The sequence below is a fragment of the Mesorhizobium sp. NFR06 genome, from assembly GCF_900115245.1.
Lineage (GTDB): Bacteria > Pseudomonadota > Alphaproteobacteria > Rhizobiales > Rhizobiaceae > Mesorhizobium.
In genome coordinates, this window is the sequence record NZ_FOVT01000001.1 from 374,384 (window position 1) to 400,785 (window position 26,402).

Sequence of the window (26,402 nt, forward strand, 5' to 3'; positions counted from 1 at the left end):
GCGTGCGGAAGAGTTCCTGGAAGAGGGCTTATGCCGGGCGCTTCACCCGATTCTTCAGCGCCTCGTAGCCGCGCTCGCCGAGCAGCGCGCGAGCGGTCGCCTTGACGGCTTGCTTTCGCCCGTCGAGCGAATTGATTTGCCGGAGCCGCGCCGGAAGGTTGCGCGCCGCCTGCTGGAGCGCCGGCAGCGACAGCGGGTCGGGGAGGCTCACCATGTTGCTTTCGACACACAGCACCGGCTTGCCGGAAAGCTTCGCGATCTTCATCGCCTGCTCGTGCTCGCTCTCGATGAACAGGATGGCGTCCGACTTGCGGTAGAACTCGGCCTTGAAGCTGCCATGCGCGCCGAGCCGCTGCCGCTCGGCCTTGTTCGGCAGGTCGAGCATGATGAGATGATCGTGTTTGATGCCGTGACCGGCAAGCCACGCCTCGGTCAGCTTGCGGTATTTTTCCAGTCGGCTCGTCACCAGCCAGCCGATCTTGCGCGTCGGTCCGAGCAGCGGCCGCGCCTCGGCGAGGAATTTCTCATAGGCCGGGCCGTCGTCGTTTTCCTCCTCGGTCGGATCGAGGCAAAGCACGCCGTCAATGTCGACGCAGCACTGTTCGAGGAAGACGTGGTGCATGAAATTCCACTGGAACATCCTGGGATGCGGCACGGCCTCGAAGACCATGTCGGTTTCCTCGTGCTGCAGCGACAGCCCGAATACGGCGGCGAAGATGAAATCGCCCTCGATGCCGCTGGCCGCAACCTTCTCGCGCGCTTCGCGCATGGCGGTGCCGCCGATGATGCTGTCGTCGATCACCAGGATCTTGCGCATCTCGGAGGCTTGCCGGTCGAGGCCCGCCCAGCGTTTCGTGATCCCCGACGTATAGATCCTGCCGGCCAGGAAACTGTCGAGATCGGTCATCGGAATGTTTGCCGTCAGGCTGACCAGCGTCGCGGCAAGGATGCCGCTCCTCGGCACGCCGACGACCAGGTCGATGTCGCGCGGCAACCGATGCAGGTTGCGCACGATCGCGTCGTTCATGTCTGCAATCGATCGGTAGTTCATGCGATTATCCTGTCCTGAGATCAGCGTGTCGCGAGCCGAGCGGGCTCATTTCACCGCGCTCGGAGCCGCGAGCAATCCCCGTGCCGGGATCAGCCGCAATGCCTCGCGAAGCGTCTCGCGGCCGGCGCTGAAGGCAAGCGCGACGACAATGGTGGCGGCATAGGAGAGCGCCACGCCGCCGGCCAGCGCGACGACCGGCGGCGCCTGCAGCATTGGCTTGGCGAGCCAGACCACCCCGAACGCCAGATGCGCGCCGAGCACGAAGGGTGTTGCCGCGTGAAGCACATGGCTCGCCTTGAGCGGTCCGCTCTTGCCGACATAGAGCCACAGGAACGGCGTGCGCATATATTCGCTGATCGCGTAGGCGACCGCGACGCCGAGGGCCCCGTAAGGAAGGCCGATGGCGAAGGCCAGCACCGAGGTTATGGCGGTGATGATGCCCCAGCGCATGAAATCGCCGGACCGGCCCTGGCTGACGAACAGCCATCCCGCGGGGTTGTTCAGCGGCTGCAGCAGTCCGGCAAAGCCGAGCGCCAGGAAGATCGGCGCGCTGCCGCGCCATTGCTCGCCGAGCACGAAGGGGATCAGCGTATCGGACATGGCGGTGGCGAAGGCGACACCCGGAAGCGCCACCAGGAGGATCAGCGGCATGACGCGCAGATAGGCGCTGCGGTAGCGGTCCGGCTCGTCCTTCAGCCGCGACAGCGCCGGCACCATCACTTTCGACAGCGGATTGGTGATCTGGCTGAGCGGGAAAAGCAAAAGCTTGTAGGCGCGGTCGTAGAGGCCGAGCTGCGCCTCGCCCCAGTATTTGCCGATCAGCACATTGTCGAGGTTGCGGGCAAAGAAATTGGCGAAATTGAAGCCGGTGATGCCGGCGCCGAAATTGATCAGCGCGCTGATCCCATTGACCTTGTGCGGCAGGCCGGGGCGCCAGCGGGATGAGTACCAGTAGCATAGCGTCGGCAGCACGGCGCTTGCCAGCGTGCCGGCGAAAAGCGCCCAGTAGGAGCGATCGATGAAGGTCCAGGCGATCGAAACGGCGACACCGGCGATCGCGCTGGCGATGTCGATGACGGCTAGCCGCGTGAACTCCATGCGGCGGGTCAGCAGGGCCACGTGCTGGGCTCCCAGGCCATAGGCTATGATCTGCAGGCCGAAGGCGGCGACGAGGCTCGTCACGCGCGGCTCGCCATAGAAGGTGGCGACCAGGGGCGCCGAGGCGGCCAGCACGCAGGCGAGGACCGCGCTCACCGCCACGTTGATCCAGAAGAGGTAGTTAACCTCCTCGTGGCGGATCCCGGTCTTCTGGATCGTCGCCTGGGTCAGGCCGAAATCCTGGAACAGCGCGATGAAGGCGAGCACCGGCGCGCACATTGCGACGACGCCGAAATCCTGCGGCGACAGAAGCCGTGACAGCACGATGACGGAGATAATCTGCGTCGCCACCCGCACGCCTTGCGCCATCGCGGTGACGACCGCGCCGCGTCCGACCGACTTGCGCAAAGAGCCCTCAGGCGGATCGAATGCACTGGTTTCCAAAATTCAGGATTCCTGATCTTGCATCGGCCCGACATCGTCGCGACCGGCGCCCGCCGCCACGCATAGGTTACTGCAAGACGTTTTTGCAGTGCAACAAAAATTGTGCGGGCATTTGCTACGCCGCACCAAAATTGTTGCGATGCAGCAAGAGCTGTACTAGCATCCCCGATGGGTGGGCCCAACAGCGGTCGAGTTTCATGCTGCATGTCTTGTACCTTGTGCATGACGTATCCGATCCGGCAGTGCGCCGGAGGGTGCAGATGCTCAAGGCAGGCGGCGCCAGGGTCACCCTGGCGGGCTTCCGCCGCACCACCGGCCCGGTCGCCGAGATCGAGGGTATCGAGCCTGTCGACCTTGGCGCGACGCGCGACGGCCGATTCGCGCAGCGCATCGGTGCGGTCGCCAGGGCGGCCGTGTCGATCGGCGCGAAACTAGGCGCCATGCCCAGACCCGATCTCATCATCGCGCGCAACCTCGAAATGCTGGCGCTGGCCCGCCGCGCCAACGGCGCGCTCGGGACGAGCGTGCCGATCGTCTATGAATGCCTGGACATCCATCGCCTGGTGCTGCGCAACGATTTCGTCGGCAGGACGCTGCGCGGCGCCGAGCGTCGCCTTGCCCGCGACGTCAAGCTCCTGGTGACGAGCTCGCCCGCCTTCATCGCCAATTATTTCGAGCCGTTCGGGCAGATCGTCGCGCCGGTCGAACTGATCGAGAACAAATATTTCGAGACCGCGCCGGTCGCCGCACAGCATTCTTTCGAGGACGACAACCCGGTGACGCCGCCTTGGCGCATCGGCTGGTTTGGCGCGCTGCGCTGCCGCCGCTCGCTGGAGCTGTTGGCCGATTTCACCCGCCGGCAGGCGGGACGTTTCGAGGTCGTGCTCAGAGGCCGTCCGGCGCTGACCGAATTTCCCGACTTTCATGGTTTCGTCGAGGCGGAGCCATGGCTTTCGTTCCTCGGGCCTTACCGCAACCCGGAGGATATGCCGGCAATCTACGGGCAGGTGCATTTCTCCTGGGCGATCGATTTCTTCGAAGCCGGCCAGAATTCCGAGTGGCTGCTTCCCAACCGCCTCTACGAAGGCTGCCGCTTCGGCGCCGTGCCGATCTCGATGGCGGACACCGAGACCGGCAGGTTCCTCAAGGGGCAGGATATCGGCGTTCTTCTGTCCGAGGCGACGCCCGAAGGCATCGAGGCGATGCTCGGCAGGATGGATCAGGATCGATATCGCGGCCTGAAGTCGCGGGTGCTGGCCCGCAATCCGAGGACCTGGAGCTACGACCGCAGCGATTGCGCGGCCTTCGTCGAGAAGCTGCGCGGCCTCGCAGCCATGCCTTCCACTTTTGCGGCGGAGGCGGCGTAATGGCGCCGCAGGATGAACAAAAGCCGATGACGCAGGCCGTCGGATCGATCCTGATCGTCATTCCCTGCCTTGACGAGGTCGCCCATATCGGCGGCCTGCTCGATCAATTGCGCCCCGCGGCGGCACGGCTTGGCGGCCGCATCATCGTCGCCGACGGTGGCAGCACCGACGGCACGCAAGCCATCGTCGAAGAGGTCGTGGCGAGGGATCCCCGGGTCACCCTGCTCGCCAATCCGAAACGTCTCCAGAGCGCCGCCATCAATCTCGCGGTGGGGATTTTCGGCGCCGGCGCCGACTACGTCATTCGTATCGACGCGCATGGCGGTTATCCGGACGATTACTGCGACCGGCTGGTCGAGGAAGCCCTCGCCACCAGCGCTGATTCGGTCGTCGTTTCGATGCTGACCGCCGGCACAGGCGCCGTGCAGAAGGCAGTCGCGGCGGCGCAGAACTCCAAGCTCGGCACCGGCGGCTCGAAGCATCGGCACATGTCCGAGGGCGAGTGGGTAGACCACGGCCACCACGCGCTGATGCGCATCGCCGCCTTCAACGACGTCGGCGGCTATGACGAGAGTTTCAGCCACAACGAGGACGCCGAGCTTGACTACCGCCTCCGCCGGGCCGGCTACGGGATCTGGATGAGCGGCAGGACGCAGATGGTCTACTACCCGCGCTCGACCCTGAAGAGCCTCTATTTCCAGTATCTCGGCTATGGCCGCGGCCGCGCCAAGAACGTCCTGAAACACCGCATGGTGCCGAAGGTGCGGCAGATGATCCCGCTTTTGGTGGCGCCCGTGGTGCTGCTAGCCCTGTTCTCCTTCGTTCACTGGCTGGCGGCAGTGCCTTTCCTGCTGTGGGCGGCGGTGTGCCTGGGCTACGGCCTGGTGACGGCGATACGCCAGCGCAATGCCGGCATCGCGCTGGCCGGGGTCTCGGCGATGGTCATGCATTTCGGCTGGTCGGTCGGCTTCTGGCAGCAGCTTTTGACACCGCGATCGCTGCGTAGGGTGGCGTGATGGCCGGACGCTCGATCAACATCTGCATCTGCACCTTCCGCCGGCCGGAACTGGCCGATACGCTGCGCTCTATCGCTGCGCTGGCGAAGCCGGCGGACGCGGAGATCGGCATTGTCATTGCCGACAATGACGATGAGCCAAGCGCGCAGAAGCTGGTGAAGGCGCTGGCCGAGGAGTTGGCGCTGCCTATCCGCTATCGCCACGCGCCGGCGCGCAACATCTCGATCGCCCGCAACGCCTGCCTCGATGCCAGCGTTTCCGACTTCGTCGCCTTCATCGACGACGACGAGACGGTGTCACCCGGCTGGTTGGTCGAATTGATGGCGGCGGCCGATTCCACGGGCGCCGCGGCAGTGCTCGGACCGGTGCGGGCGCATTATCGCCAGGACGCGCCGGACTGGATGCGAAAGGGCGACTTCCACTCGACCTTGCCGGTTTGGGTGCGCGGCGAGATCCGCACCGGCTACACCTGCAATGTGCTTCTCAGAACGACCGATGGCAGCCTGCGCGGCCGGCGCTTCAGCCTGGCGCGCGGCCAGACCGGCGGTGAGGATACCGAGTTCTTCGATGCCATGGTGAAGGCCGGAGGCCGCATCTCCTTTGCGCCGCATGCCTTCGTCGACGAGGTCGTGCCGCGTGCCAGGGCCGGCTTCGACTGGCTGCGCCGGCGCCGCTTCCGCTTCGGCCAGACGCATGGCCACCTGATCGGCCACGGCACTGGTGGCGTGCGCCGCGCCGGACAGGTCGGTCTCGCTTCCGTGAAGGCCGCTTTTTGCTTCGGCATGGCCATTTTGACCGCGATCAGCCCGGTGCGGCGGAACCGCAGCGTGCTGCGCGGCATTATGCACGTTGGTGTCGTCAGCGGTTTGGTCGGCATCCGCGAAATCCGCCAGTACGGGCTCACTTCGCCAGAGCAAGGGAACAAGCGTGCAGCCTGACGTCAGCTTCGTCATCGCCGCCTACAACGCCGAGGCTACCCTCGACCGCGCCATCGCCAGCGCGATCGCGCAATGCGGTGTGACCGTTGAGGTCATCGTCGTCGACGACCAGTCGCGCGACGGCACGCTGGATGTGGCGCGCGCTTATCCGGAAGATATCGTCAAGGTGGTGGCGCTGCCGGCAAACCGTGGCCCGGGCGGCGCCAGGAATGCCGGCCTCGACCTTGCCCGGGGCCGCTGGGTGGCGGTGCTCGATTCCGACGATGCCGTCCTTCCCGGCCGTCTGGCGGCGATGATCGCGCGGGCGGAAGCGGCCGGCGCCGAGATCGCCGTCGACAATGTCCAGGTCGTGCGCGAGGACGGCACGCCCGACGACACCATGTTCCCGGCCGGCTATCTCGAAGGCCTGCGCGAAATCTCGCTTGCCGACTACATCGCCGGCAATCTGGTCTTCGAGTCGCGCTTCAATCTCGGTTATCTCAAGCCGATCTTCCAGCGGCGGTTTCTCGATGACAACGGGCTGCGCTACGACGAGAAACTGCGCATCGGCGAGGACTACATCCTTCTGGCAAGCGCGCTGGCCAGCGGCGGTCGCTGCGCGGTCGAGCCGAGCGTCGGCTATGTCTACCACATCCGCACCGGCTCGATCTCGCGCGTGCTCGAATTGCATCATGTCGAGGCGATGACCAGGGCCGACGCCGCATTCGCGGCGGCATTTCCAATGGACGGCAGAGCCCAGGCGGCCTTCGCCAGGCGCGGCCGCAGCCTGCGTAAGGCGGCGTCGTTCCTGGCCCTGGTTCAGCACATCAAGGCGCGTGCGCCGCTCAAGGCGATAGGCACGGCGCTCAGGGATCCGGCGGCGGTCGGGCATATGTCGATGCCGATCGCGGTCCGGCTCAGAAGGTTGCGGCGCAGTTTGCCGTGGGGCGGGGAGATGAAGCATGCGGGCAATTTTTTGGTAGCCGGCGATAGGTAGAATCGATCTTCTCAGAAGGAATATCAGATGCAGAAAGTCAGGAAGGCAGTCATCCCGGTGGCGGGGCTCGGAACCCGGTTCCTGCCGGCGACCAAGTCGATGCCGAAGGAAATGCTGCCCGTCGTCGACAAGCCCGTCGTGCAATATGCCGTCGACGAGGCGTTCGAGGCCGGCATCGAGCACATCGTCTTCGTCACCGGCCGCAACAAGGCGGTCATCGAGGACTATTTCGACTTGCATCCTGAACTGATCGGCACGCTGGAGCAGACCGGCAAGAAGGCGCAGTTGCAGTCTCTGGAAAGCCTGCTTCCGGTGGCCGGCGCCACCAGCTTCATCCGCCAGCAGTCGCCGCAGGGCCTCGGCCACGCCGTGTGGTGCGCGCGCGACGTGATCGGCAACGAGCCCTTCGCGCTGCTGCTTCCCGACATGGTGTCCTTCGGCACGCGCGGCTGCCTTGCCGAGACGGTCGACCTTTACCAGCGGACCGGCGGCAATGTCATCGCCGTCGAGCGTTGCGACCCGTCCGAAACCAGCAAATACGGCATTGTCGGCCGCGGCGACGAGGTCGGCTCCGGCTTCAAGGTCACGGCGATGGTCGAAAAGCCCGCGCCCGCCAACGCGCCGTCGAACTTCTACATCAACGGCCGCTATGTGCTGCAGCCGGAAATCTTTGCGCTGCTCGGCAACCAGCAGCGCGGCGCCGGCAACGAGATCCAGCTCACCGACGCCATGGTGCGGCTGGCTCAGAGCCAGCCGTTTTACGCCCAGCCTTTCGAGGGCCGCATGTTCGACTGCGGTTCCAAGGAAGGCTTCATCGAAGCCACCATCGCCTTTGCCCTGGCCCGCGACGACATGAAAGGGCCTGTCTTGGAGATGCTGCAGCAATTCGTCCGGTCGCATGAGCGCCGGGAAGTAGCCGCATAATGCCCATTTTTCGGGTGCATATGCGAACTCGCGATGGCGCGACTGCCACACCTGCGCCCGGGCCTGCGGGCCCGGCGCATCCTGGCAACAACGTTGCGCGGTCTTTTCTGGTCACGACGCCGATCTACCAAGGCCGATAGCGCCTGCAACCTGGAATTGGACCGAACATGAACTATGCCAACTTCCCCCTCGACAAGAGGATGCCGTTGCCCAACGCCGATCCGGAAAAGGGTGAAGACTTCATCGATGTCGAACGTCTGCTTGGCATGGCCGCCCGACAGGCCAAGGTGGTGGCGGTCTGCGCCGTCATCGGCCTGTTCCTGGGCTTGATCTATCTGCAGACCACCCCCAAGCAATATATGTCCGTGGCGAGCGTCCTGATCGACGAGGGCTTGAACAAGGTCGTCGACGACATCTCGGCCGCGTCGCAGACCATGCAGACCGACGCTTCCCTGCTGAGCCAGATCGAGATTCTAACCTCGGCGCGCCTGGCATCGGTGGTGGTCGACAAGCTGAAGCTCGACCAGAACCCGGCCTTCATGGACCCGCCGCAATCGGCGCTGGCCAAAGGCATAGGCTTCGTGCGCGGCGTGGTCGGCTATTTCCGCAGCAGCTCGGCTGATCAAATCCCCGGCATCGAGAATGTCGACGAGGCGACGCGCCAGGCCATGATCAAAACGGCGACGCATGACTATGCCGTGTTGAAGCTGCAAAGCGAGGTATTGGCGCAGCGCAACGGCCGCAGCTACGTCATTTCCATCGGCTACCAGGCGCCGGATCCCGGCTTGGCCACGGCCATCACCAAGGCCTATGCCGATGCCTATCTGGCCGACCAGCTCAACGCCAGCTTCGACGCCACCGAACGCGCGGCCCTATGGCTGCAGGGCAGGCTCACCGAGTTGCGGGAAAGCTCGCAGAATGCCGCGATGGCGGTCGAGAAATTCAGGGCCGAACATGGGCTGTCCGCCAACAGCGACGGCCAGTTGCTGAGCGACAAGCAGCTTGCCGATCTCAACGCCCAGCTCATTGTCGCCCAGGCCGATACGGCGCGCGCCAGCGCCCGTTATCAGCAATACAAGGCGATCGTCGACAGCGGCTCCGAAAGCGCTTTCAACGATTCGGCCATCGGCGCCGACCAGCCGAGCAGCTCGGTCATCATCGCGCTCAAGACCCGCTATCTGGCCATCGCCAAGCGCCTGCAGGACGTCGAGTCGAATTTCGGCAAGGATCATCCGCAGGCGGTGGCGCTGGCCAAGGAAAAAGCCGATGTCTCGGCGCAGATCTTCGGCCAGCTGAAGCAGCTCACCGAAAGCTACCGCAACGATTTCGAAGTGGCGCAGGCGCGCGAGACGGCGCTGCGCGACAAGATTTCAACCGCCGCCGGCAAGAGCTCCATCGACAACCAGTCGCAGGTGAAGCTGAAGGAGCTCGACCAGCAGGCGCAGGCGCTGACCACGCTCTACCAGACCTTCCTCAGCCGCTATGAGGAAGCCTCGCAGCAGCAGTCCTTCCCGGTCGGCAAGGTCCGCATCATTTCCGACGCGACGATGCCGCTCACGGCCTCCAGCCCACGCACCTTGCGCGTGCTGGCGCTGTCGCTGGTGCTTGGCCTGATGCTTGGCGCCGGCTTTGGCGGCCTCAACGAGTTCAACGAGCGTTTCTTCAGGACGGGCGAGGACATTCGCGACCGCATCGGCCTGAAATTCCTCGGCTATCTGCCGACGATCGGCGGCGGCAAGGCCAGGGATGCCAAGGCCGACGACGTGCCGACCGACGGCAAGGTGGCCAGTCTTTCTGCGGCTGAGAGACGGGCGCGCATGCGTGTCAGCATCGACGCTCCGGCCTCGATGTTCGCCGAGACGCTGCGCAACGCCAAGATCGCCTTCGACGTCGTGATGGAGGATCGTGGCAGCCGGGTGATCGGCGTCATTTCGGTGCTGCCCGGCGAAGGCAAGTCGACGGTGGCCGCGAATCTCGCGGGGCTGCTTGCCGCCAACGGCGCCAAGACCTTGCTCATCGACGCCGACCTGCGCAATCCAGGCCTCAGCCGCAGCCTCGGCATGGAGGCCGAACAGGGCCTGATGGAAGCGGTGGTCAACGGCCAGACCTGGCAGTCGGTCGGCAAGGTCGACCGCCAGACCAAGCTTGCGATCATTCCGGCCGTGCTGCGCGGCCAGTTCTCGCACACCAGCGAGCTTCTGGGCTCTGCCGGCATGCGGCGCTTCATCGACAACGCCAAGGAGACGTTCGAATACATTGTCGTCGACCTGCCGCCGCTCGGGCCCGTTGTCGACGCCAAGGCTTTCGCGCCGCTGGTCGATGGCTTCGTGCTGGTCACCGAATGGGGCCGCACGCCACGCGCCATGGTGCGCTCGATGCTGGAATCGGAACCCTATATCGCCAACAAGGTGACCGGCGCGGTGCTCAACAAGGTCGACCTGAAGAAACTGGCGAAATACGGCTCGCTCGGCGGCTCGGAAAAGTTCTTCGACCGCTACTCGACCTACTATCTGGAGAAGTCCGACCAGCGCGCCAGGCAGGCGGCCTGAAGCAATTCTAGGAAAATGCGGAACCGGTTTTCCGTCCGGACTCCCGGCTCGAGCAAAGGGATAGCGGTTCTGCGTTTCTGGGAAACGTCGAACTCGTCTATCTGTGACGATCATGCGTCTGAGACGAGGATTCACGAGCGACAAGCGAGACGATAGCCTCGCGGATCCAGCGCTGGCCGCTGTGTCCGTGACCGCGCTCATGCCACACCATTCCCACTGCAAAACCTTCAACGGGAAATGGACAGTCCATGACGTCGAGCTTGGCCGCCGAGCCACGCACCAGCCGCTCCGGGACCAGCGCGACGAAGTCCGAGTTGGCCACGATCTCGGGGACGAACAGGAACGACGCCGCGGAAAGCACCACGTTACGCTTATGTCCGAAAGCGGCCAAAGCGCTGTCCACCGGCGTTACGAATCCGCCGCCGTCCAGGGATACGATCACCTGCTCCAGTTGGGCAAATTCAGCGATCGTGATTCCTTCCCGGAGCCGCGGATGCTTCCGGCGGCCGATGAGCGCATAGCGCTCATCGAACAGATGTCGGGTGCGAAGACCTGGCGGGGCGTCTTGCGGCGTCATCAGCGCCAAATCCACATCGCCGCGCGCCATCTGTGCTTCCAACTGCGGCACGTCCAGATTGCGTATCGCGATGCGAACACCGGGCGCCCGCGCCCTGAGTTCCACGACGAGCGGCTTGATCACGGCAGCTTGCAGATAGTCTGTGCAAGCGATTGCGAAGGTTAGCTTGGCCTTTGCCGGATCGAAGTTCCGATGCGAGGTGAGCGTGGCGCGAACCTGATCAAGGGTTTGGCGCAACGGATCGAGCAACTCCATTGCTTTGACCGTCGGCGTCATCCCTCGCTGGGCCGGAATCAGCAGTTGGTCATCGAACTCTTGCCTGAGGCGGTTTAGCTGGGCGCTTACCGCTGGCTGGCTCAGATGCAGTCGGGCAGCCGCCTTCGTGACGTTGCGCTCGATCAGCAGCGTCTCCAGGGTAACCAACAGATTGAGATCCAGGCGCTTGGTATCCATGCAATGGATAGTAGCTGAACATTTATACGATTTCAAAAATACCTTCGGGTAGCCGAGACTTCTTGCTGGAGCCAGACACTCGGAGGCGCTTGGCAAGCCCGTCGTGGTCAAATCGGGGCGGAAGCGGTTTCGCCCCCAAACCAGGATAACCAGCATGAAACCTCTGATCACCGTTGTTGGGGCCTCGAGCAAGCAGGGCCGCAGCGTAGCCAACTCCTTGCTCGACAGTGGGCGCTACCGCGTACGCGCCCTGACGCGCCGTCTCGACAGCCAACCGGCGCAAGCCTTGGCGAAGAAGGGTGCCGAAGTGATGGTGGCGCCCCTCGAGCTCGGCAGGCAGGCCGAACTGGCCGAAGCACTGAAAGGCTCGGCCGGGGCATTCTTGATGACGCCGCCCATCGTCAAGGTGCCGCCGGCGGAACCCGAATTTGACCTCGGCAAGGAGTTGGCCGATGCGGCGGTGGCCGCGGGCGTTGACCACGTGGTCTTCAGCGGGCTCGAGAATGTCGAAGCAATCACCGGCGGCACCGTGTGGGCGCCGCATTTCACGGACAAGGCGAAGGTTGAGGACTACATTCGCGGCTTGCCCGTCCGCGCCTCGTTTGTGTACCTGGCGTTCTATTACACCAACTTCCTGGAGTACTACGTGCCGCAGAGCGGGCGGGACGGCATAACGTTCGCCATATACTTGCCGCCGGATATTCCCATGCCGTTCTGCGACCCGCTCACCGCGGCCGGTCCGGCGGTGCGCGAAATCTTCGATCACCCGGCGCGCTACGCCGGCGAAGTCCTGCCGGTGATCGGGGAGTTTATCTCGGCGCAGCAAATGGTGGACACGTTTGCGCGCGTCACAGGAAGGCGCGCGCGCTATGCTTCTGCGTACTCACGCGAGGACTTGCTGCGCCACTTTCCGGGTTTCGCCGGCAACGAGCATCTCGTGCGCGAGTTGGTGGGCATGGTCGAATACGCTGTCGAATATGGCTACTATGCACCCGGGCGCGACCTGACCTGGAGTCGGAAGATCGATCCGAATGCTCTGACTTGGGAACAGTTCCTCAAGCGCAGCAAATGGCAAGGCGACCTGCTGTCCTATGGCGCAGCCGAGGCCGAGCTTACGCGGGCCTGAGAGCGGCGGAGGCTGGCGTTCGCGACACGATGGCAGGGTGTTTCGCCCGTCCGGAGTCTGCGTAAGGAACATTTGGAGCGGTCCGAGCGCTCCAAGGCGCTCTTCGTTAATTTCCGGAAGACAGCAGCCTGCCGTATTTGCCGACGATCCTGAGCGCGGTCAGCCTCCCCGTTTGAAAGGCACCGGTGTCGATGTCGAGCCGACGCCCGTCGAGGGCCGGAAAATCCACGATCGTGTGCCCGTGCACCACCCACCGGTCGAGGCGGTGCGCCGCCTGGAAGAACTCCTCGCGGATATTGGTGAGGTCGCCCTCGTCCTGCGCCTCGAGCGCGATGCCGGGCCGGATGCCGGCATGCACGAAGACGAACTGCTCGGAGCAGACCATCGCCGGCAGCGTGCGCAGGAAGTCGACATGGCTGGCCGGAATGGCCTCGCGGATGCGCGCGTCCGCCTGTTCGCTCGAACCGTAGAGGCTTGCCAGATGGTCGGGGTCGACGCCGTAGGAGAACAAGGTCTCGCGCCCGCCATAGCCAAGCCAGGGTTCACGCGGGAGGTAGCCGTCGAGATAGCTGAGCAGCGCGACTTCGTGGTTTCCCACCAGGCAGACGCGCAGGAAGCCTTTCGGCGGCGATGCCATCAAATGCTCGATCACGCGGCGCGAATGCGGTCCGCGGTCGATATAGTCGCCCAGCATGATGATGACCTTGCGGCCGCGGAACCGCAGCGCGTCGACCTGAATCTTTTGTTCCAGCGCGCGCAGTTCGTCATGGCAGCCATGCACGTCGCCGATCGCGTAGACAACCGTGTCGCGCATATCCATGACAAGGCGCTCGCGCGGCGCGGGTCGAGGACGTCTCGATCGTTGGAACAGGTTCACGGATTGAGGCTCGGATACTCGCACTGATTTGCGCCTCGATATCATGCCGAATGCAAACAATTCCACACCGGCGTGCTTATCTCGCAATTCCTGGCGGAAAAACTGCCTCGTTCTTTCCAGGAATTGCTTTGGCCGTCGCTGAAACGCGATCGATCGACAGCCCGTCAGGCGGCCTTTAGTCGATAGCGGAACAGCGTGTGGTCGAGCAGCAGCCGGATACGCGGCTCGGCCTCGGCCGCCACCAGCCAGCTCACCGCGATCATGGCCGCGCCAACGGCCGGGATCGCGGCAAGGTAAGGCACGCCGGCGCGCGTCAGGGCGCCGAGCATCGCGGCGCCGACGACGTCGTGGATGAGATAGAGCGGATAGGTCATCAATCCGATCCGCCGCCAGCCGCGCCAGGAAAGGTCGAGGCGCAGAGACCACGCCATCAGCGCCACAGCCGCGAGAAAGATGACGATTGGCGGCGCATAAGGCATGGAGGCTTCCACCTTGGCGCTGTGCACGTCGATAGAGCTTGCGATCTGCAGCACGCCGGCCAACAGGAACAGGGCTGTGAAGGCGAGGCGCGGCATGGTCACCGCCTTGAAGCGCATCAGCCATAGAAGCACGCCGACGGCAAAGAACGCGCCATGATGAACCAGCATCAGCTGCAGCCAGCGCGTCTCGGCGAGATCGGTCCAGCCGAAAGCGAAATAGAGGCCCCAGAACAACGCGCTGACCAGGCCGATGACGATGGCGACCGTTTCCATCAGGTCGAAGCGGCCGAGCCGCAGCAGGACCCAGACGATGGCATAGAACGCAATCTCGATGCCGAGCGTCCAGTAGACGCTGTCCACCCATGGCTCGAAAGGCACGAACAGCCCTGTGCGGACGAGGCGGATCACGGCGTCCGTGGGCCAGGAGAGACCCACCATGAGCAGGACGATCGCGGAGATCGGCGCGCACACCCATACCGCCGGCACCAGCCGTCTGAAGCGCGCCTCGAAAAATTTCAGCGGCGTCGAGTTCTCGGCGCTGAAGGCGATGACGAAGCCGCTGATGACGAAGAACACCTGCACGCCGACCCAGCCGGAGCCAGCAAAGGCCATTTCGGGATGGGGCGGCATACCGCCGGTGGCGCGCGCCGAAACGCCGTCGGGGAAAGCCCAGACCCAGAAGCCATAATGATAGAACATCACCATGACGGCAGCCAGGAATCGCAGAATGTCGACACCGCCGAATGTCGTCTTGTGCTGAGCCATGCCGTGCCTTCGGTATGGCCCCCCAATGCAAACTTTAAAGTCTATTGTTGCGTTGCACAACACGCGATTGCAGTGCGGGACAAATTCGTGAATTCGTCCTTAACGGCCGTCTGCTGGGCGACTACACCCCGATGCCGCGACCCTTCAGCGCCGCCGTGATCTCGTCGAGGATCGCGGGGTCGTCGATGGTCGCCGGCATCGTCCATTCTTCCTTGTCGGCGATCTTCTGCATCGTGCCGCGCAGGATCTTGCCGGAGCGCGTCTTCGGCAGCCGCTTGATCGTCACCACGGTCTTGAAGGCGGCCACCGGGCCGATCCGCTCGCGCACCAGCCCCACGACCTCGCTTTCGATCGCGCCGGTGTCGCGCGACACGCCCGCGTTCAGCACCACGAAGCCCAGCGGCACCTGGCCCTTCATGGCATCGGCAATGCCGATGACCGCGCATTCGGCGACATCGGGGTGGGCCGCCAACACCTCTTCCATGGCGCCGGTCGAGAGCCGATGGCCGGCGACATTGATGATGTCATCGGTGCGGGCCATCACATATAGATAGCCGTCCTCGTCCAACATCCCGGCATCGGCCGTCTTGTAGTAGCCGGGGAACTCTTCGAGATAAGCCTGGCGAAAGCGGGCATCGGCGTTCCACAGCGTCGGCAGGCAGCCGGCCGGCAGCGGCAGCTTGACCACGACATTGCCGAGCGTGCCGCGCGGCACCTCATGACCGGCATCGTCGAGAATGCGGATGTCGTAGCCGGGCATCGGCACGCCGGGCGAGCCGTATTTCACCGGCAGGAGCCCGAGGCCCGCCGGGTTGATCGTCATCGGCGAGCCGGTCTCGGTCTGCCACCAATGGTCGACGACCGGCCGGTCAAGCTTCTGCTCCGCCCATTTGATCGTTTCGGGATCGGCGCGCTCGCCGGCGAGGAACAGGGTACGGAACTTCGATAGGTCGTATTTCGACACGAACTCCCCCTTGGGATCCTGCCCCTTGATGGCGCGGAACGCGGTCGGCGCGGTGAACAGCGCCACCACGCCATGCTGCGAGATCACCCGCCAGTAGGTGCCGGCATCCGGCGTGCCGATCGGCTTGCCTTCGAACAGCACGCTGGTGCAGCCATGCAAAAGCGGCCCGTAGACGATGTAGGAATGGCCGACCACCCAGCCGACATCCGACGCCGCCCAGAACACTTCGCCGGGCTTGACGCCGAACTCGTTGTCCATCGTCCATTTCAGCGCGACCATATGGCCGCCATTGTCGCGCACGATGCCTTTCGGCTGTCCGGTCGTGCCGGAGGTGTAGATGATGTAGAGCGGATCGGTGGCCAGCACCGGCACGCAGTCGACATTGGCGCCGGCCGCCCGTTCACGGGCGACTGCGTCCGCATAGTCGAAGTCGTAGTTGTCCTTCATTTCGCAGCGCAGCTGCTCGCGCTGCAGGATGAGGCAGGCGTCCGGCTTGTGCTTCGACATCTCGATCGCCTTGTCGAGCAACGGCTTGTAGGCGACGACGCGTCCGGGTTCGAGGCCGCAGGAGGCGGTGATGATCAGCTTGGGCTTGGCGTCGTCGATGCGCGTGGCGAGTTCATGCGAGGCGAAGCCGCCGAACACCACCGAATGCACGGCGCCTAGCCTCGCGCAGGCGAGCATGGCAATGGCCGCTTCCGCCACCATCGGCATGTAGATGATGACGCGGTCGCCCTTGCCGATGCGGCGATGCCGCAGCACCGACGCCAGGGCAACGACCTCGCGCTTCAGTTCGGCATAGGTGAATTTGCGCACCATGCCGGTGATCGCGCTGTCATGGATCAGCGCCAGCTGGTCGGCGCGGCCGCCCGCCACATGGCGATCGACAGCGTTGTGGCAGGTGTTGCAGGAGGCGCCGACAAACCAGCGGCCATAGACGCCGGCGCTCGGGTCGAAGACGGCTTCGGCCGGCGAATACCAGTCGATGGCCTTGGCCGCTTCGGCCCAGAACCCTACGGGGTCGCGTTTCCAGCCGGCATAGACTTCATGATAGCGTGAGGCCATTCGGCTTTCCTCCCAGGACATTCTGCCGTCTGGGAATAGCCTAGAGCAATTCCGGGAAAAGTGCGAAACGGTTTCCGTCCGGAATTGCGGCAAACACCCCTGTTCGGCGCCTCCGGCGGCGGAGGCGTCCGCTGTCGCTGTCCGCGACTCGAAACCGGCTTAGAGCGGCAGCGCCGCCAGCATCAGCCCGACGCCGCCGGCGATCAGGATGGCAGCGGCAAGCGCCTTCCGATGGCGCTCGAACGCCGTCGGCGCCCGTTCCCAATTATAACGCATACAGATTACTCCCCAAAAACCCCGCGGAGTCATAGCTTACTTAAGGGAAGGAAGGCAACCCTGGCGGGATCGGCCGGCTTGGCAGTGGGCGCGACCACCCGTCATCCTGGCATCGTGGATAGTTCACTCGGGGGGATTCTTGATGAAGAAAACTTGCGAAAAGCCGATGCTGGTAAAGCGCGAGAGTTTGTCGAACCTCGTGGCGGGTACTGCAAGCGGCCCGACGGGTCCGATTGGCCTATAGGCCGCGATCCGCATATGCGCCCGCCATTCGTCACGATGGACAGCTTCGCGGCGCCGCGCTAATTGCTCTTGAGCGAAGGGAGCGGGCGGATGGCTGGAATTGGTTCGGAAACGGTGCTGCGGATGGCGGACGACGCCTCCCTGCAGCATGTCGGCGACGGCGCCGTCGTGCTTTTGGCGCGCAGCGGCCAGCTCTACACCTGCAACGGCACCACCGAGGCTTTTCTCGACAAGGTCGACGGCGCACGCAACCTCAGCCAGATCGTCGACCTGCTGTCGGATGAGTTCGAGGTCGACAAAGCGACGCTCGACGAGGATATGGTCATGTTGGCCGTCGAACTGATGGCCGAAGGCATCCTCGCCGAACCGGGCGTGTGATGGCCGACGGACCGTCCTTGCGCGCCTTGTTCCGCGTCCATCTGTGGCTTAGCGCGCGGTTGATGCCGGTGCTGGTCGGCCGGCGCGATTTCGAAAGCGTGTTGAAACTGGCGCCGCTGCAGTCGCCTGCACCCTATCGTGACCTGCCCTGGACCTACATCGTCCACCGCGTCAACCGAACGGTCCGGCGTCCCTGGTTCATGCGCGACCGCAGATGTCTTCGGGAGGGTCTGCTCGGTTTCCGGTTTCTGCGGATGGCCGGCCTCGATCCGGAACTGCGTTTCGGCGTCGATGCCAAATCGATGCACGAGCCCCGCCTGTCGGCGCATTGCTGGGTCTGCCTCGACGGCAAGCCGGTGGTCAGCGACAGCCAGCCCGGCATGGTGGAGATCTACCGCCATCCGTCCAGCGTGAAGGGGCGCGCCGCTTGAGCGACCCGACGACGACTTTCTGCTACGACCTCAAGGGGCATGTCATCGGCATCACCGCCCCGCGCGCCGACCTCTGGCCGAGCTTCGACCTGATGCTTGGCACCTTGCGCACGAGCGAACCTGTCCAGCCCGATTTTCGCGTCAACATCGTCGAAACGTCGCAATTGCCGGAGAACCCGGAAGGAAAACTCGCTTTCGATGGCGAAGTGCCGCTGGACGGCCATTGCCGGATGATCGACGCCGGAGGCGTCTTCCACCTCGTCTTTCCAGGTCAGCAGACGGTGTCGATCCACGACGATGAGGGTTGGGCCGAAATCCGCGTTCATCCGGACAGCAAGATCAAGTGGACGCCGCTGATGATGGTGCTGGACGCCGCGTTCGACGCCGGCGCGCAGCACATGCTGCATACGGCCGGCCTAACGCTGCCGGGAAGCGAGGCGCTCGTCCTGGTCCATGCGCCAAGCGGTACCGGCAAGTCGACGACGTCGCTGGCGCTCGCCTCGCAAGGCTTCGGCCTCTGCTCCGACGACGTCATGATCCTCAGGACGACGCCGGATGGCGTCACGGCCTGGGGCATGCCGCGTAAGGTGAAGATCCATCGCAACACAGCGGCGATGCTGCCTTTCGTGTCGCCTTGCCTTGGCGAGACATGGGGTGCCGAGGACGAGCAAGCCGTCTCGCTGGATCGTCTTGCCGAGGTTCTACATGTCGAGGATGTTCGCGCCCGACCGATCGCGGCACTTCTCCATCTTGCCCGCTCCGCCGACGGCCGGACCCGGCTCGCGCCGATGGCGAGGACCGATGCCATGGTGACGCTTGCCACCGACAATGTCAGGACCGGCCTGACCGGCCTGTTGCCGCTGCAGAAAAGGCGAATGGCCATGATCGCGACCCTGGTCAGGTCGGTGCCGACCTTCACGCTGGAAGTCGGGGCAAGTCCGGTCGAGGCGGCGGCGCTGATCCGCGTTGCGGTGAATCCTTAGGGCAATTCCAGAAAAAGTGTGACACGGTCTTTCGTCGGAAATTGCGTCAAAAACAAAGAGATAGAGCTTTTCGCCGTTTCCGGGAAACGATGAAACGCCCTGGACCCATCGCGAAAGTTGCGCCGCTCAGGCCGCGTGTGGTCTCGGCCGGGCGAGCCTCTGCACCCAGCGGAAGACGTCGCGGCTGAGGCGCGAGCGCAGCCTTTCGCGCGAGTTGACGCGCAGCAGCATGTTGCCCGTGATCAGCCATTTCGCCAGCCGTATCGAAAGATCAGGCTCGATGCGATCGGCGAGCGCGATCGCGCGCGGCGCGCCGAACAGGCATCCGGTCACGTTGAGGACCGTTGCCAGTTCGAGCTCGATGCCGGTCATGCGGGCGGCCTCGAGCAGCCGTGATTCCTCTTCCGGCGATTTCAGCGCCCGCACGCCTTGCAGCACGTCGACGCAGAGCTGCAGCCGGTGGAATTTGTGGCCGCCGGCGGCATGAACGATGCCGATTGTCAGCAGCGCCGCCGGCGTGTCGGTTTCGCCGTTGTCGATCGCCTGCAACTCGCGAAAGCCGAGCGACAGGCGTCTGCGCATGCCGGTGTCATGCACCAGATTGCCGTGCAGCTCGATTAGCAGGCTGGAGTTCTCTTTCTCCAGCCATTTGAATTCCTGCAGCTCGCGCGACTCGGCCTCGCCGCTGGCGAGCTCGAAGCCGCATTCGGCGATCGTCCTGTTGGCCTCGTCGATGCTGGCCGGGTCGACGAGGATGTCAATGTCGGTGAACGGCCGGTCGGCAGCCTGGCGATAGAGCTTGCGCGCGAACACCGGTCCCTTGACGATTCGGGCCGGGATGCCTTTCGCCGCCAGCGCCTTCATGATGCGGTCGCCGTGGTATTGCAGCAGCATCGACTGCCCGGTCGCCGTCGTCGCCTGGTCGCGCAACTCGTCAAGCTTCTGCAGCAGGGCTGCGTCTTTCGGTAGATCGGCGTCGCCGCGCTCCCTGAACTTGCGCAGCACGATCGGCAGCACGCCGTGGAACTCGGCATTGGCCAGCATCGCCGTCAGGCCGCTCGCCGAGAGCTCCTTGCCCCATTCGGCGGGTGCCTCGGGGTCGGCGAGGTTGATCAGCAGTTTTTCCTGGGCAGGCGAAAGCTCGGGCAGCATCGTTTCGGCAAACTGCAATTGGGTCCCGAGCATGCTTGCCAGAAAAGCCGGCGAGAAGCCAGTGACGCCTACATCCCCCAGCGCAGCGCCGCTGTATGCACCGGAGCGTCCCACAATGCCGTCAGTTCATCGTCGATCATGGCAAGCGTGATCGAGCACCCGGCCATGTCGAGCGAGGTCACATAGGAGCCGACGAGCGAGCGGATTACCGTCACGCCCTGTTTTTCGAACATTCTGCGGGCGCTGTTGTACATCAGATAGAGTTCCATCGCCGGCGTGCCGCCGAAGCCGTTGACGAACAGCAGCGCAGGCCCTTTGGCGCGGTCGCCGAGGTCGCCGGTGATTGCCGCGCAGACTTCCTCGGCGATGGCGTCGGCGCTCTTGAGCGCGTCGCGCCGCCGGCCGGGTTCGCCATGGATGCCGACGCCGAATTCCATCTCGCCGTCGCCGATCTCGAAGGTCGGCCTGCCGGCGGCCGGAACCGTGCCGCTGGTCAGCGCAACGCCCATCGAGCGCGTCGCGGCGTTGACGCGGTCGCCCAGCGCCTTCAGCTCCGGCAGGGCCGTCCCTTGTTCGGCCGCGGCGCCGACAATCTTCTCCACCACCAGCGTGCCGGCGACGCCGCGCCGTCCGGTCGTGTAGGACGAGTTCTCGACCGCGACGTCGTCATTGGTCACAACCTGCAGCACGCCGTCCGCCATTTCGGCCGCCATGTCGAAATTCATCACGTCGCCTTCATAGTTCTTGACGATGAACAGGCAGCCGGCGCCGGTGTCGACCGCCTGCACGGCGGCCAGCATCTGGTCTGGCGTCGGCGAGGTGAAGACCTGGCCGGGGCAGGCGGCGTCCAGCATGCCGTGGCCGACCAGGCCGCCATGCAGCGGTTCGTGGCCCGAGCCGCCGCCCGAGATCAGCGCCACCTTGCCCGGCTTCAGCACCTTGCGGCGAATGAATTTATGCTCATCGCCCAGCACGAGGATGTCGGCATGGGCGGCGGCGAATCCATCGAGGCTCTCGGTGAGGACCGTGTCCACCGAATTGAGAAATTTTTTCATGGCCGTCCTCCCGACAGTCTTCAATTCTACGCAATTCCGAGCCGAAACCGCTATGCGCTTTTGCTGGAATTGCTTTGGTCAGCCGCTGCCCTTGCCGGCGATGCTGGTTATTTTCTGGATGAATTCATTGATCGCCCGGTCGAGCGCGGCGTTCTGTTTGTCGTCGCCGAAATCCGGCACGATGAGCGAGACATGGCGTGTCTTGCGCTGCCCGGAGGCCGCGGACACCTTGCCGGGATGCGCCTGGTGATAAGCGGCCATGAACTGGTCGCGCTCGGCCTGACTGAAATGGCAGACGGAAAAGATCGATGGCAGATGCTTTGACGGGATCGGGATCGAATAGGCCGGGCTCGAAATCTGCGTGACGAAGCTGCGGTGCTTGCCGAGCGCATCCGCCAGGCGCTGGCGCATACCCGAGGGGCGCTGGTCGATGACCTGCGACAGGATCGTCTTATAGGCGCGGATCGCCTCTTCCGAGCCTGCTTCCATTATCTTTTCGGATCCGGTCATGCCATGCTTACACCGCAACGTCGGCAATGGCCGCCTTGGCCATGGCAAGTTGAGCAGGGGCGACCGACAGGTCGCGCAGACCGGCCTCGAGCAGCGCCGGGATGGCTGCCGGATCGCCGCCGGCATCGCCGCAGAGGCTGACCGGAATTCCTTTCTCGCGCCCGAAGGCGGCAACCGCAGCGATCAGCCGCAGCACCGCAGGATGACGGACGGCGTTGAGATGCGCGACCGCTGCATTGTCGCGCGCCGCCGCCATCACATATTGCGTCAGGTCGTTGGAGCCGATCGAGAAGAAGGCCGCATCGGCGAAGGCCTCCGGCGCCAGCGCGACGGACGGCACCTCGACCATGATGCCGAGTGGCGGAAGCTTTTGCGCCACGCCCAGCGCGGCAAGCGCGGCCTGCTCCTGCGCGAACAGCGCCGCGGCTTGGCTGTACTCGTCGGGCGTGGCGATCATCGGGAACATCACCTTCAGATTGCCGTGGATGGCGGCGCGCAGCAATGCCCGTATCTGCACGCGGAAGATATCGCGCCGCGCCAGCGAAAGCCGGATGCCGCGCAGGCCAAGAAACGGGTTGGTTTCCTCGACCGTGAATCCGGGCACGGGCTTGTCGCCGCCGGCATCGACGGTGCGGATGGTCACCGGCTTGTCGCCGGCCCATTCAAGCACCCTGCGGTATGCCCGATATTGCGTCTCCTCGTCCGGAAGCGTCTTGCCGAACAGGAACTCCGTGCGCATCAGGCCGATGCCGTCGCAGGTCGCGACGTCGATACCGTCGACATCCGAAGGGTAGGCGATATTGACCTGGACGCGCACGGCGGTGCCGGCTTTGGTCATCGCCGGCTCCGTCAGGAACGTCTGCGCCGCGCCCTGCCGGTCGGCGAACAACGAGGCGGATTGCCGGAAGGCTTCAATCTCGGCCGGGGACGGGGAGAACGTGATCCCGCCGCGTTCGGCATCGAGCAGCGCGACGCCGGTGCGCGGTCCGTCCGGAATGCCGAGACCGACGACCATCGGCACGCCGCGCGAGCGCGCCAGCATCGCAACGTGGCTGGCGGTGCTGCCGGCCCGCAGCGCTATGCCGCCGCCTTCGCTCCAATCGGTTTCGAGAAAGCGCGTCGGCGCAATGTCCTCGCCATAGAGGATCGCGCCCGGGGGTGCCGCGACCTCGCTGTCCTCGCTCAGCGCCCGCAGCACCTGGTCGCGGATGTCGCGCAAGTCGGCGGCGCGGGCGCGGAAATAGTCCTGGTCGGAGGCTTCGTAGCCGGCGATTTCGCTGTCGAGCGCCGCCCGCCAGGCGACATCAGCCGGCTGACCGGAGCCGATCGACGCGAAGGCCGGACCGCTCAGCGCGTCGTCCTCCAGCATGGCGATGTGGAATTCCAGGATGCCGGCGACATCGCCGTCGGCGGCCTCGACCAGTGCGGCCAGCCGGCCGATGGCCTTCCCGATCGCCCCTTCCAGTGCTGCTTTTTCTTCCGCCGCGCCCGCCTTGGCTTTGTAGCGGGCCCGAGGCCGGTCGAGGTCGAACAGCGGGCCTTCGGCATAGCCGGGAGAGGCTGGAATGCCCTCAATCCGCATGGCCCGCAGTCCCCGAGCAATTCCAGGAAGAGTATGTAACGCTTGGGCTCGGGGGCTTCACCGCAGCCTTCCGTCCGGAATTGCGTAAAAGTAAATGGCGGCCCGGCAGTCGCCCTACCGCTCTTGCGGATCGCTGATCGGTCTCAAGCGGACCGGGCATGATCCGCATCCTCATCGAAGTCGCGCTGCACCAGGTCGACCAGCGCCTCGACCGCCGCGCGGGCGCCGTCGCCTTTGGCACGAATATGCAGCATAGTCCCCTTCGGCGCCTTCGCTGCCATCACCTTGACGATGCTCTTGGCGTCGAACCAGGGGCCGTTGGTGGCGACCGCCACTTCCACCTCGGCCGTGAACGACTTGGCGAGCTTGGTGAACTTCACCGAAGGGCGTGCGTGCAGGCCCACGGTGTGGGTGATCAAAACGGTTGCTTCGGCGGATGCGGACATTCAGTCGGTTCCCGTTCGTTCACGACGGCGACAGTTCATGCGCCGTCGCCACCACTTCCTTGAGCGAGGCGCCGCCGGAGGATTCGGTTGCAGCCATCACCGCACCTTCGACGATCGGCGCGTTGCAGACGACGATCTTGTGGGAGCGCGGCTCGCCGATCATCTCGACCGCCATCTCTGAGTTGGTCTCGGCGCCGCCGAGATCGACCAGTATGGCGACGCCCGCTTCCGACCAGGCCTCGTCGATCGCAGCCATGATCGCCTCGACGCTGGTGCCAAGCCCGCCATGGCCGTTTCCGCCGCACCACGCAAGCGGCACTTCGTCGCCCACCATCTGGCGCACCATGTCGGCTGTGCCCTCGGCAACCAAGGGCGAATGCGAGACGATGACGATACCGACATTGCTCATCAAATGCCCTCTATCGCTTCCGCGACTGCGCGCACCAGAAGCGCGGTCGAGCGCGCTCCGGCGTCCATATGCCCGATCGAGCGCTCCCCCAGGAAGGAGGCGCGCCCGCGCAGCGCTTTCATCGGCACCGTGGCCTCCGCCGCCTTGTCGGCCGCATTGGCGATTTCGGCAGCCGTCTTGCCTTGCGCCAGCGCCTCATACACCGGCTGCAGCACATCGAGCATGGTTTTTTGTCCGGGCTGCGATTTGCCGCGCGCCGCGACCGCCTCGATCGCCTTGTCCAGCGCGGTTGCCAGCCCGTCGCGATCCGGTGCTGGCGGCAGCTCCTTGCCGAGCGCCATGAACAAGGTTCCGAACAGAGGTCCGGAGGCGCCGCCTACGGTCATCACCAGCTTGGTCCCGACCGCCTTCAGCGCCTCGGGCAACGGCTTTGCCGCGAAGCTGTCGGCCTCGGCGCGCACGGCCTCGAAGCCGCGCTTCATGTTCAGCCCGTGATCGCCGTCGCCGATCGCCTGGTCGAGCGCTGTCAGTTCCTCGGCATGCGCCGCGATCGTATCGGCCGCCGCCGCGATCAATCGGGAGAAGTCGGATGCGGCCATTTCTTATCCTTCATGCCGGGGCGAACAGCGCCGCGACGGCAGCAAAAACTTCGGCGATCGCGAACGCGCCGGGATCCGCCGTGTCGAGCTGCCTGCCGATATAGGCGGAGCGCCCGGCCTTTGCGTTCCGCATCGCGGCGGTTGCCTCGGCGCCTTGCCGCGCCGCCTCGGCTGCCGCTTCCAGTCCGGCCGCATCAAGGGCTCGCAGCGCCGGCGCCAGCGCATCGACCATGGTGCGGTCGCCGACCTTGGCGCCGCCGTAGAAGGTCATCCGGTCGAGCCCGGCGAGCAAAGCCTTGCCGAGCGATGCGCCGGTGCTGAGCGATTGCGAGGCGGCGGTGAAGAAAATCGACAGCAGCACACCGCTGGAACCGCCCATCGAGGTGCCCAGCGTGTCGCCGATCATGGCGACGGTCGCGGCCCGGTCGGCAAGCGGCAGCGTATCGATGCGCTCGAGAATGCTGCGCGCGCCGGTCGCCACCGTCGAGCCGGTGTCGCCGTCGCCCGCTTTGGCGTCGAGAGCGTTCAAGGCCTCTTCGAGCGAGATCAGCCTTTGACAAACGGCCGTGATCAGCCGCTCTGCGGCGGCATCGCGGCTGGCCCCGTTTGTCGCGCGGCCGGCGGGCTTGGCCATGGCCACCACGACCGGCGCGCGAACCGGCTTCGCCGGCAACCATGCATGCGGGCCGACCGGCGCCAGCAGTGCTGCCTCGCGTTCCGCGTCCAGCCTGATCAGCGACAGCGAAAAGCCATTCATGTTGAGCGCCGTCATCAGATGTCCGGGGCCGACGGTCAACGCCACGGCCTTCGCCAGCGGCGAGGCGAGCACCGCATTGGCGATGAGCGACATTTCGACCGGCGGCACCGATCCGAGATTGTTGATCAACAAGGCATGGCGGCTGCCGGCATCGAGCCGTGCGGCGAGGCGCTCCGCCATGATCGCGACGAGTGTGCCGGCGCTCTGCAACGCGATGCGCTCGACGCCCGGCTCGCCATGGATGCCGAGGCCGAGCTCGCCGTCATCGGCGCCGAAGCGCTCCTCATGCGCCTGCCCGGGGATCGAGCAGGAGGAGAGCGACATGCCGAGCGAAACGATGTCCTTCGCCGCCGCGCGCGCCGCGGCCGCGACCGACGCCAGGTCCCGGCCGCTTTCGGAAAGGTGACCGGCGATCTTGTGCACGAACAGCGTGCCGGCAACGCCGCGCGGCTGCGCGATGTCGGGCAGCGCGATGTCGTCGCCGACGATCACCATTTCGACCGCAAGACCCTCGGCGCGCGCCTTCTCCGCCGCCAGTCCGAAATTCAGCCGGTCCCCGGTGTAGTTCTTGACCACCAGCAGGCAGCCGGCGGGGCCGGTCGTGGCACGGATCGCCGCCAGCACCGCCTCGACGCTGGGCGAAGCAAAGATCTCGCCGGAGACTGCCGCCGTCAGCATGCCGGCGCCGACGAAGCCCGCATGCGAGGGCTCATGCCCCGCGCCGCCGCCGGAGACAACGGCAACCTTCGTCTTGTCCCAGTCGGCGCGCAGCACGACCTTGATCTCGGGATAGCCGTCGAGGCGGGCCAGCGTGCCGGACCCGGCCGTGGCGAGGAAGCCGTCGAGCGCTTCGGTGACGATCGTGTCCTTGCGGTTGAAAAAGTGCTTCATAAATTTCGTCCAGTCCGTATC

24 protein-coding genes are annotated in these 26,402 nt (G+C 65.0%); 10 read left to right on the plus strand and 14 right to left on the minus strand.

The annotated features are described in order from the left end of the window. Window positions 1-28: 28 nt before the first annotated feature. Complete coding sequence (locus tag F3H96_RS01785; RefSeq protein WP_149790212.1) at window positions 29-1,051, minus strand: phosphoribosyltransferase; 1,023 nt, start codon at window positions 1,049-1,051, stop codon at window positions 29-31. Between the two features lie 45 nt (window positions 1,052-1,096). Continuing rightward, window positions 1,097-2,593 (minus strand): lipopolysaccharide biosynthesis protein, encoded by a 1,497-nt coding sequence (locus F3H96_RS01790; RefSeq protein ID WP_149790213.1) that lies wholly within the window; start codon window positions 2,591-2,593, stop codon window positions 1,097-1,099. 197 nt (window positions 2,594-2,790) lie between these two features. Here F3H96_RS01790 and F3H96_RS01795 point away from each other — a divergent pair, with 197 nt between their 5' ends. From F3H96_RS01795 to F3H96_RS01820, 6 genes are all read left to right on the plus strand, one after another. After that, the gene (locus F3H96_RS01795) at window positions 2,791-3,960 is read left to right on the plus strand and encodes a glycosyltransferase (protein ID WP_149790214.1); all 1,170 of its coding nucleotides are present in this window, start codon (window positions 2,791-2,793) and stop codon (window positions 3,958-3,960) included. 26 nt (window positions 3,961-3,986) lie between these two features. After that, window positions 3,987-4,976, plus strand: coding sequence for a glycosyltransferase family 2 protein (locus tag F3H96_RS01800; protein WP_149790646.1), 990 nt, complete (start codon window positions 3,987-3,989; stop codon window positions 4,974-4,976). Further along, the gene (locus F3H96_RS01805) at window positions 4,976-5,914 is read left to right on the plus strand and encodes a glycosyltransferase (RefSeq protein WP_149790215.1); all 939 of its coding nucleotides are present in this window, start codon (window positions 4,976-4,978) and stop codon (window positions 5,912-5,914) included. Before F3H96_RS01800 ends, F3H96_RS01805 begins: the two co-directional genes overlap by 1 nt. Then, complete coding sequence (locus tag F3H96_RS01810) at window positions 5,904-6,890, plus strand: glycosyltransferase family 2 protein (protein ID WP_149790216.1); 987 nt, start codon at window positions 5,904-5,906, stop codon at window positions 6,888-6,890. Before F3H96_RS01805 ends, F3H96_RS01810 begins: the two co-directional genes overlap by 11 nt. A 27-nt stretch (window positions 6,891-6,917) precedes the next feature. Then, window positions 6,918-7,814 (plus strand): UTP--glucose-1-phosphate uridylyltransferase GalU, encoded by an 897-nt coding sequence (gene galU / locus F3H96_RS01815; RefSeq protein ID WP_149790217.1) that lies wholly within the window; start codon window positions 6,918-6,920, stop codon window positions 7,812-7,814. Window positions 7,815-7,981: 167 nt separating this feature from the next. Beyond that, a complete protein-coding gene (locus F3H96_RS01820; RefSeq protein ID WP_149790218.1) occupies window positions 7,982-10,363 on the plus strand; it encodes a polysaccharide biosynthesis tyrosine autokinase in 2,382 nt (793 codons plus the stop codon). A gap of 97 nt (window positions 10,364-10,460) precedes the next feature. On the opposite strand, the gene F3H96_RS01825 is transcribed toward F3H96_RS01820, so the two are convergent. After that, window positions 10,461-11,549, minus strand: a complete 1,089-nt coding sequence (locus tag F3H96_RS01825) for a LysR family transcriptional regulator (protein WP_348530042.1) — start codon at window positions 11,547-11,549, stop codon at window positions 10,461-10,463. Here F3H96_RS01825 and F3H96_RS01830 point away from each other — a divergent pair. Further along, entirely contained in the window at window positions 11,548-12,519 is a 972-nt protein-coding gene (locus F3H96_RS01830; protein ID WP_149790219.1) for an NmrA/HSCARG family protein, read from the plus strand. The two genes, F3H96_RS01825 and F3H96_RS01830, sit on opposite strands and share 2 nt — an antisense overlap. A gap of 106 nt (window positions 12,520-12,625) precedes the next feature. Here F3H96_RS01830 and F3H96_RS01835 read toward each other — a convergent pair whose 3' ends face one another. The 3 genes from F3H96_RS01835 to F3H96_RS01845 form a co-directional block, all read right to left on the minus strand. Beyond that, the gene (locus F3H96_RS01835) at window positions 12,626-13,339 is read right to left on the minus strand and encodes a metallophosphoesterase (RefSeq protein ID WP_244619875.1); all 714 of its coding nucleotides are present in this window, start codon (window positions 13,337-13,339) and stop codon (window positions 12,626-12,628) included. A gap of 221 nt (window positions 13,340-13,560) precedes the next feature. Next, on the minus strand, window positions 13,561-14,640 hold the full coding sequence (locus F3H96_RS01840; protein WP_149790221.1) for an acyltransferase: 1,080 nt from the start codon (window positions 14,638-14,640) through the stop codon (window positions 13,561-13,563). A gap of 121 nt (window positions 14,641-14,761) precedes the next feature. Then, window positions 14,762-16,669 (minus strand): propionyl-CoA synthetase, encoded by a 1,908-nt coding sequence (locus tag F3H96_RS01845; protein ID WP_149790222.1) that lies wholly within the window; start codon window positions 16,667-16,669, stop codon window positions 14,762-14,764. A gap of 609 nt (window positions 16,670-17,278) precedes the next feature. On the opposite strand from F3H96_RS01845, the gene F3H96_RS01850 reads away from it, so the two are divergent. The 3 genes from F3H96_RS01850 to F3H96_RS01860 are packed head-to-tail and all read left to right on the plus strand — an operon-like array spanning window position 17,279 to window position 18,980. Next, window positions 17,279-17,566: a PqqD family protein gene (locus F3H96_RS01850; protein ID WP_149790223.1), complete on the plus strand. Its 288-nt coding sequence runs from the start codon at window positions 17,279-17,281 to the stop codon at window positions 17,564-17,566. Then, complete coding sequence (locus F3H96_RS01855) at window positions 17,566-17,997, plus strand: lasso peptide biosynthesis B2 protein (RefSeq protein WP_149790224.1); 432 nt, start codon at window positions 17,566-17,568, stop codon at window positions 17,995-17,997. Before F3H96_RS01850 ends, F3H96_RS01855 begins: the two co-directional genes overlap by 1 nt. After that, a complete protein-coding gene (locus F3H96_RS01860) occupies window positions 17,994-18,980 on the plus strand; it encodes a serine kinase (protein ID WP_149790225.1) in 987 nt (328 codons plus the stop codon). The genes F3H96_RS01855 and F3H96_RS01860 overlap by 4 nt, the downstream gene beginning before the upstream one ends. Before the next feature lie 126 nt (window positions 18,981-19,106). Here the strand turns inward: F3H96_RS01860 and F3H96_RS01865 are convergent, their stop codons facing one another. The 8 genes from F3H96_RS01865 to F3H96_RS01900 all read right to left on the minus strand — a co-directional run bounded on the left by F3H96_RS01865 (window position 19,107) and on the right by F3H96_RS01900 (window position 26,381). Next, entirely contained in the window at window positions 19,107-20,132 is a 1,026-nt protein-coding gene (locus F3H96_RS01865; RefSeq protein WP_149790648.1) for a nucleotidyltransferase family protein, read from the minus strand. Between the two features lie 68 nt (window positions 20,133-20,200). Beyond that, complete coding sequence (gene dhaK / locus F3H96_RS01870; RefSeq protein ID WP_149790226.1) at window positions 20,201-21,187, minus strand: dihydroxyacetone kinase subunit DhaK; 987 nt, start codon at window positions 21,185-21,187, stop codon at window positions 20,201-20,203. Between the two features lie 78 nt (window positions 21,188-21,265). Next, window positions 21,266-21,697 carry a hypothetical protein gene (locus F3H96_RS01875; RefSeq protein WP_244619876.1) on the minus strand — a complete coding sequence of 144 codons (432 nt, stop codon included), beginning with the start codon at window positions 21,695-21,697 and terminating at the stop codon, window positions 21,266-21,268. 7 nt (window positions 21,698-21,704) lie between these two features. After that, on the minus strand, window positions 21,705-23,279 hold the full coding sequence (gene ptsP, locus F3H96_RS01880; RefSeq protein WP_149790227.1) for a phosphoenolpyruvate--protein phosphotransferase: 1,575 nt from the start codon (window positions 23,277-23,279) through the stop codon (window positions 21,705-21,707). Window positions 23,280-23,422: 143 nt separating this feature from the next. After that, entirely contained in the window at window positions 23,423-23,725 is a 303-nt protein-coding gene (locus F3H96_RS01885; protein ID WP_149790228.1) for an HPr family phosphocarrier protein, read from the minus strand. A gap of 19 nt (window positions 23,726-23,744) precedes the next feature. Then, the gene (gene dhaM / locus F3H96_RS01890; protein ID WP_149790229.1) at window positions 23,745-24,134 is read right to left on the minus strand and encodes a dihydroxyacetone kinase phosphoryl donor subunit DhaM; all 390 of its coding nucleotides are present in this window, start codon (window positions 24,132-24,134) and stop codon (window positions 23,745-23,747) included. Next, window positions 24,134-24,733: a dihydroxyacetone kinase subunit DhaL gene (dhaL, locus tag F3H96_RS01895; RefSeq protein WP_149790230.1), complete on the minus strand. Its 600-nt coding sequence runs from the start codon at window positions 24,731-24,733 to the stop codon at window positions 24,134-24,136. The genes dhaM and dhaL overlap by 1 nt, the downstream gene beginning before the upstream one ends. A 10-nt stretch (window positions 24,734-24,743) precedes the next feature. Beyond that, window positions 24,744-26,381 carry a dihydroxyacetone kinase subunit DhaK gene (locus F3H96_RS01900; protein WP_149790231.1) on the minus strand — a complete coding sequence of 546 codons (1,638 nt, stop codon included), beginning with the start codon at window positions 26,379-26,381 and terminating at the stop codon, window positions 24,744-24,746. Window positions 26,382-26,402 lie beyond the last annotated feature (21 nt).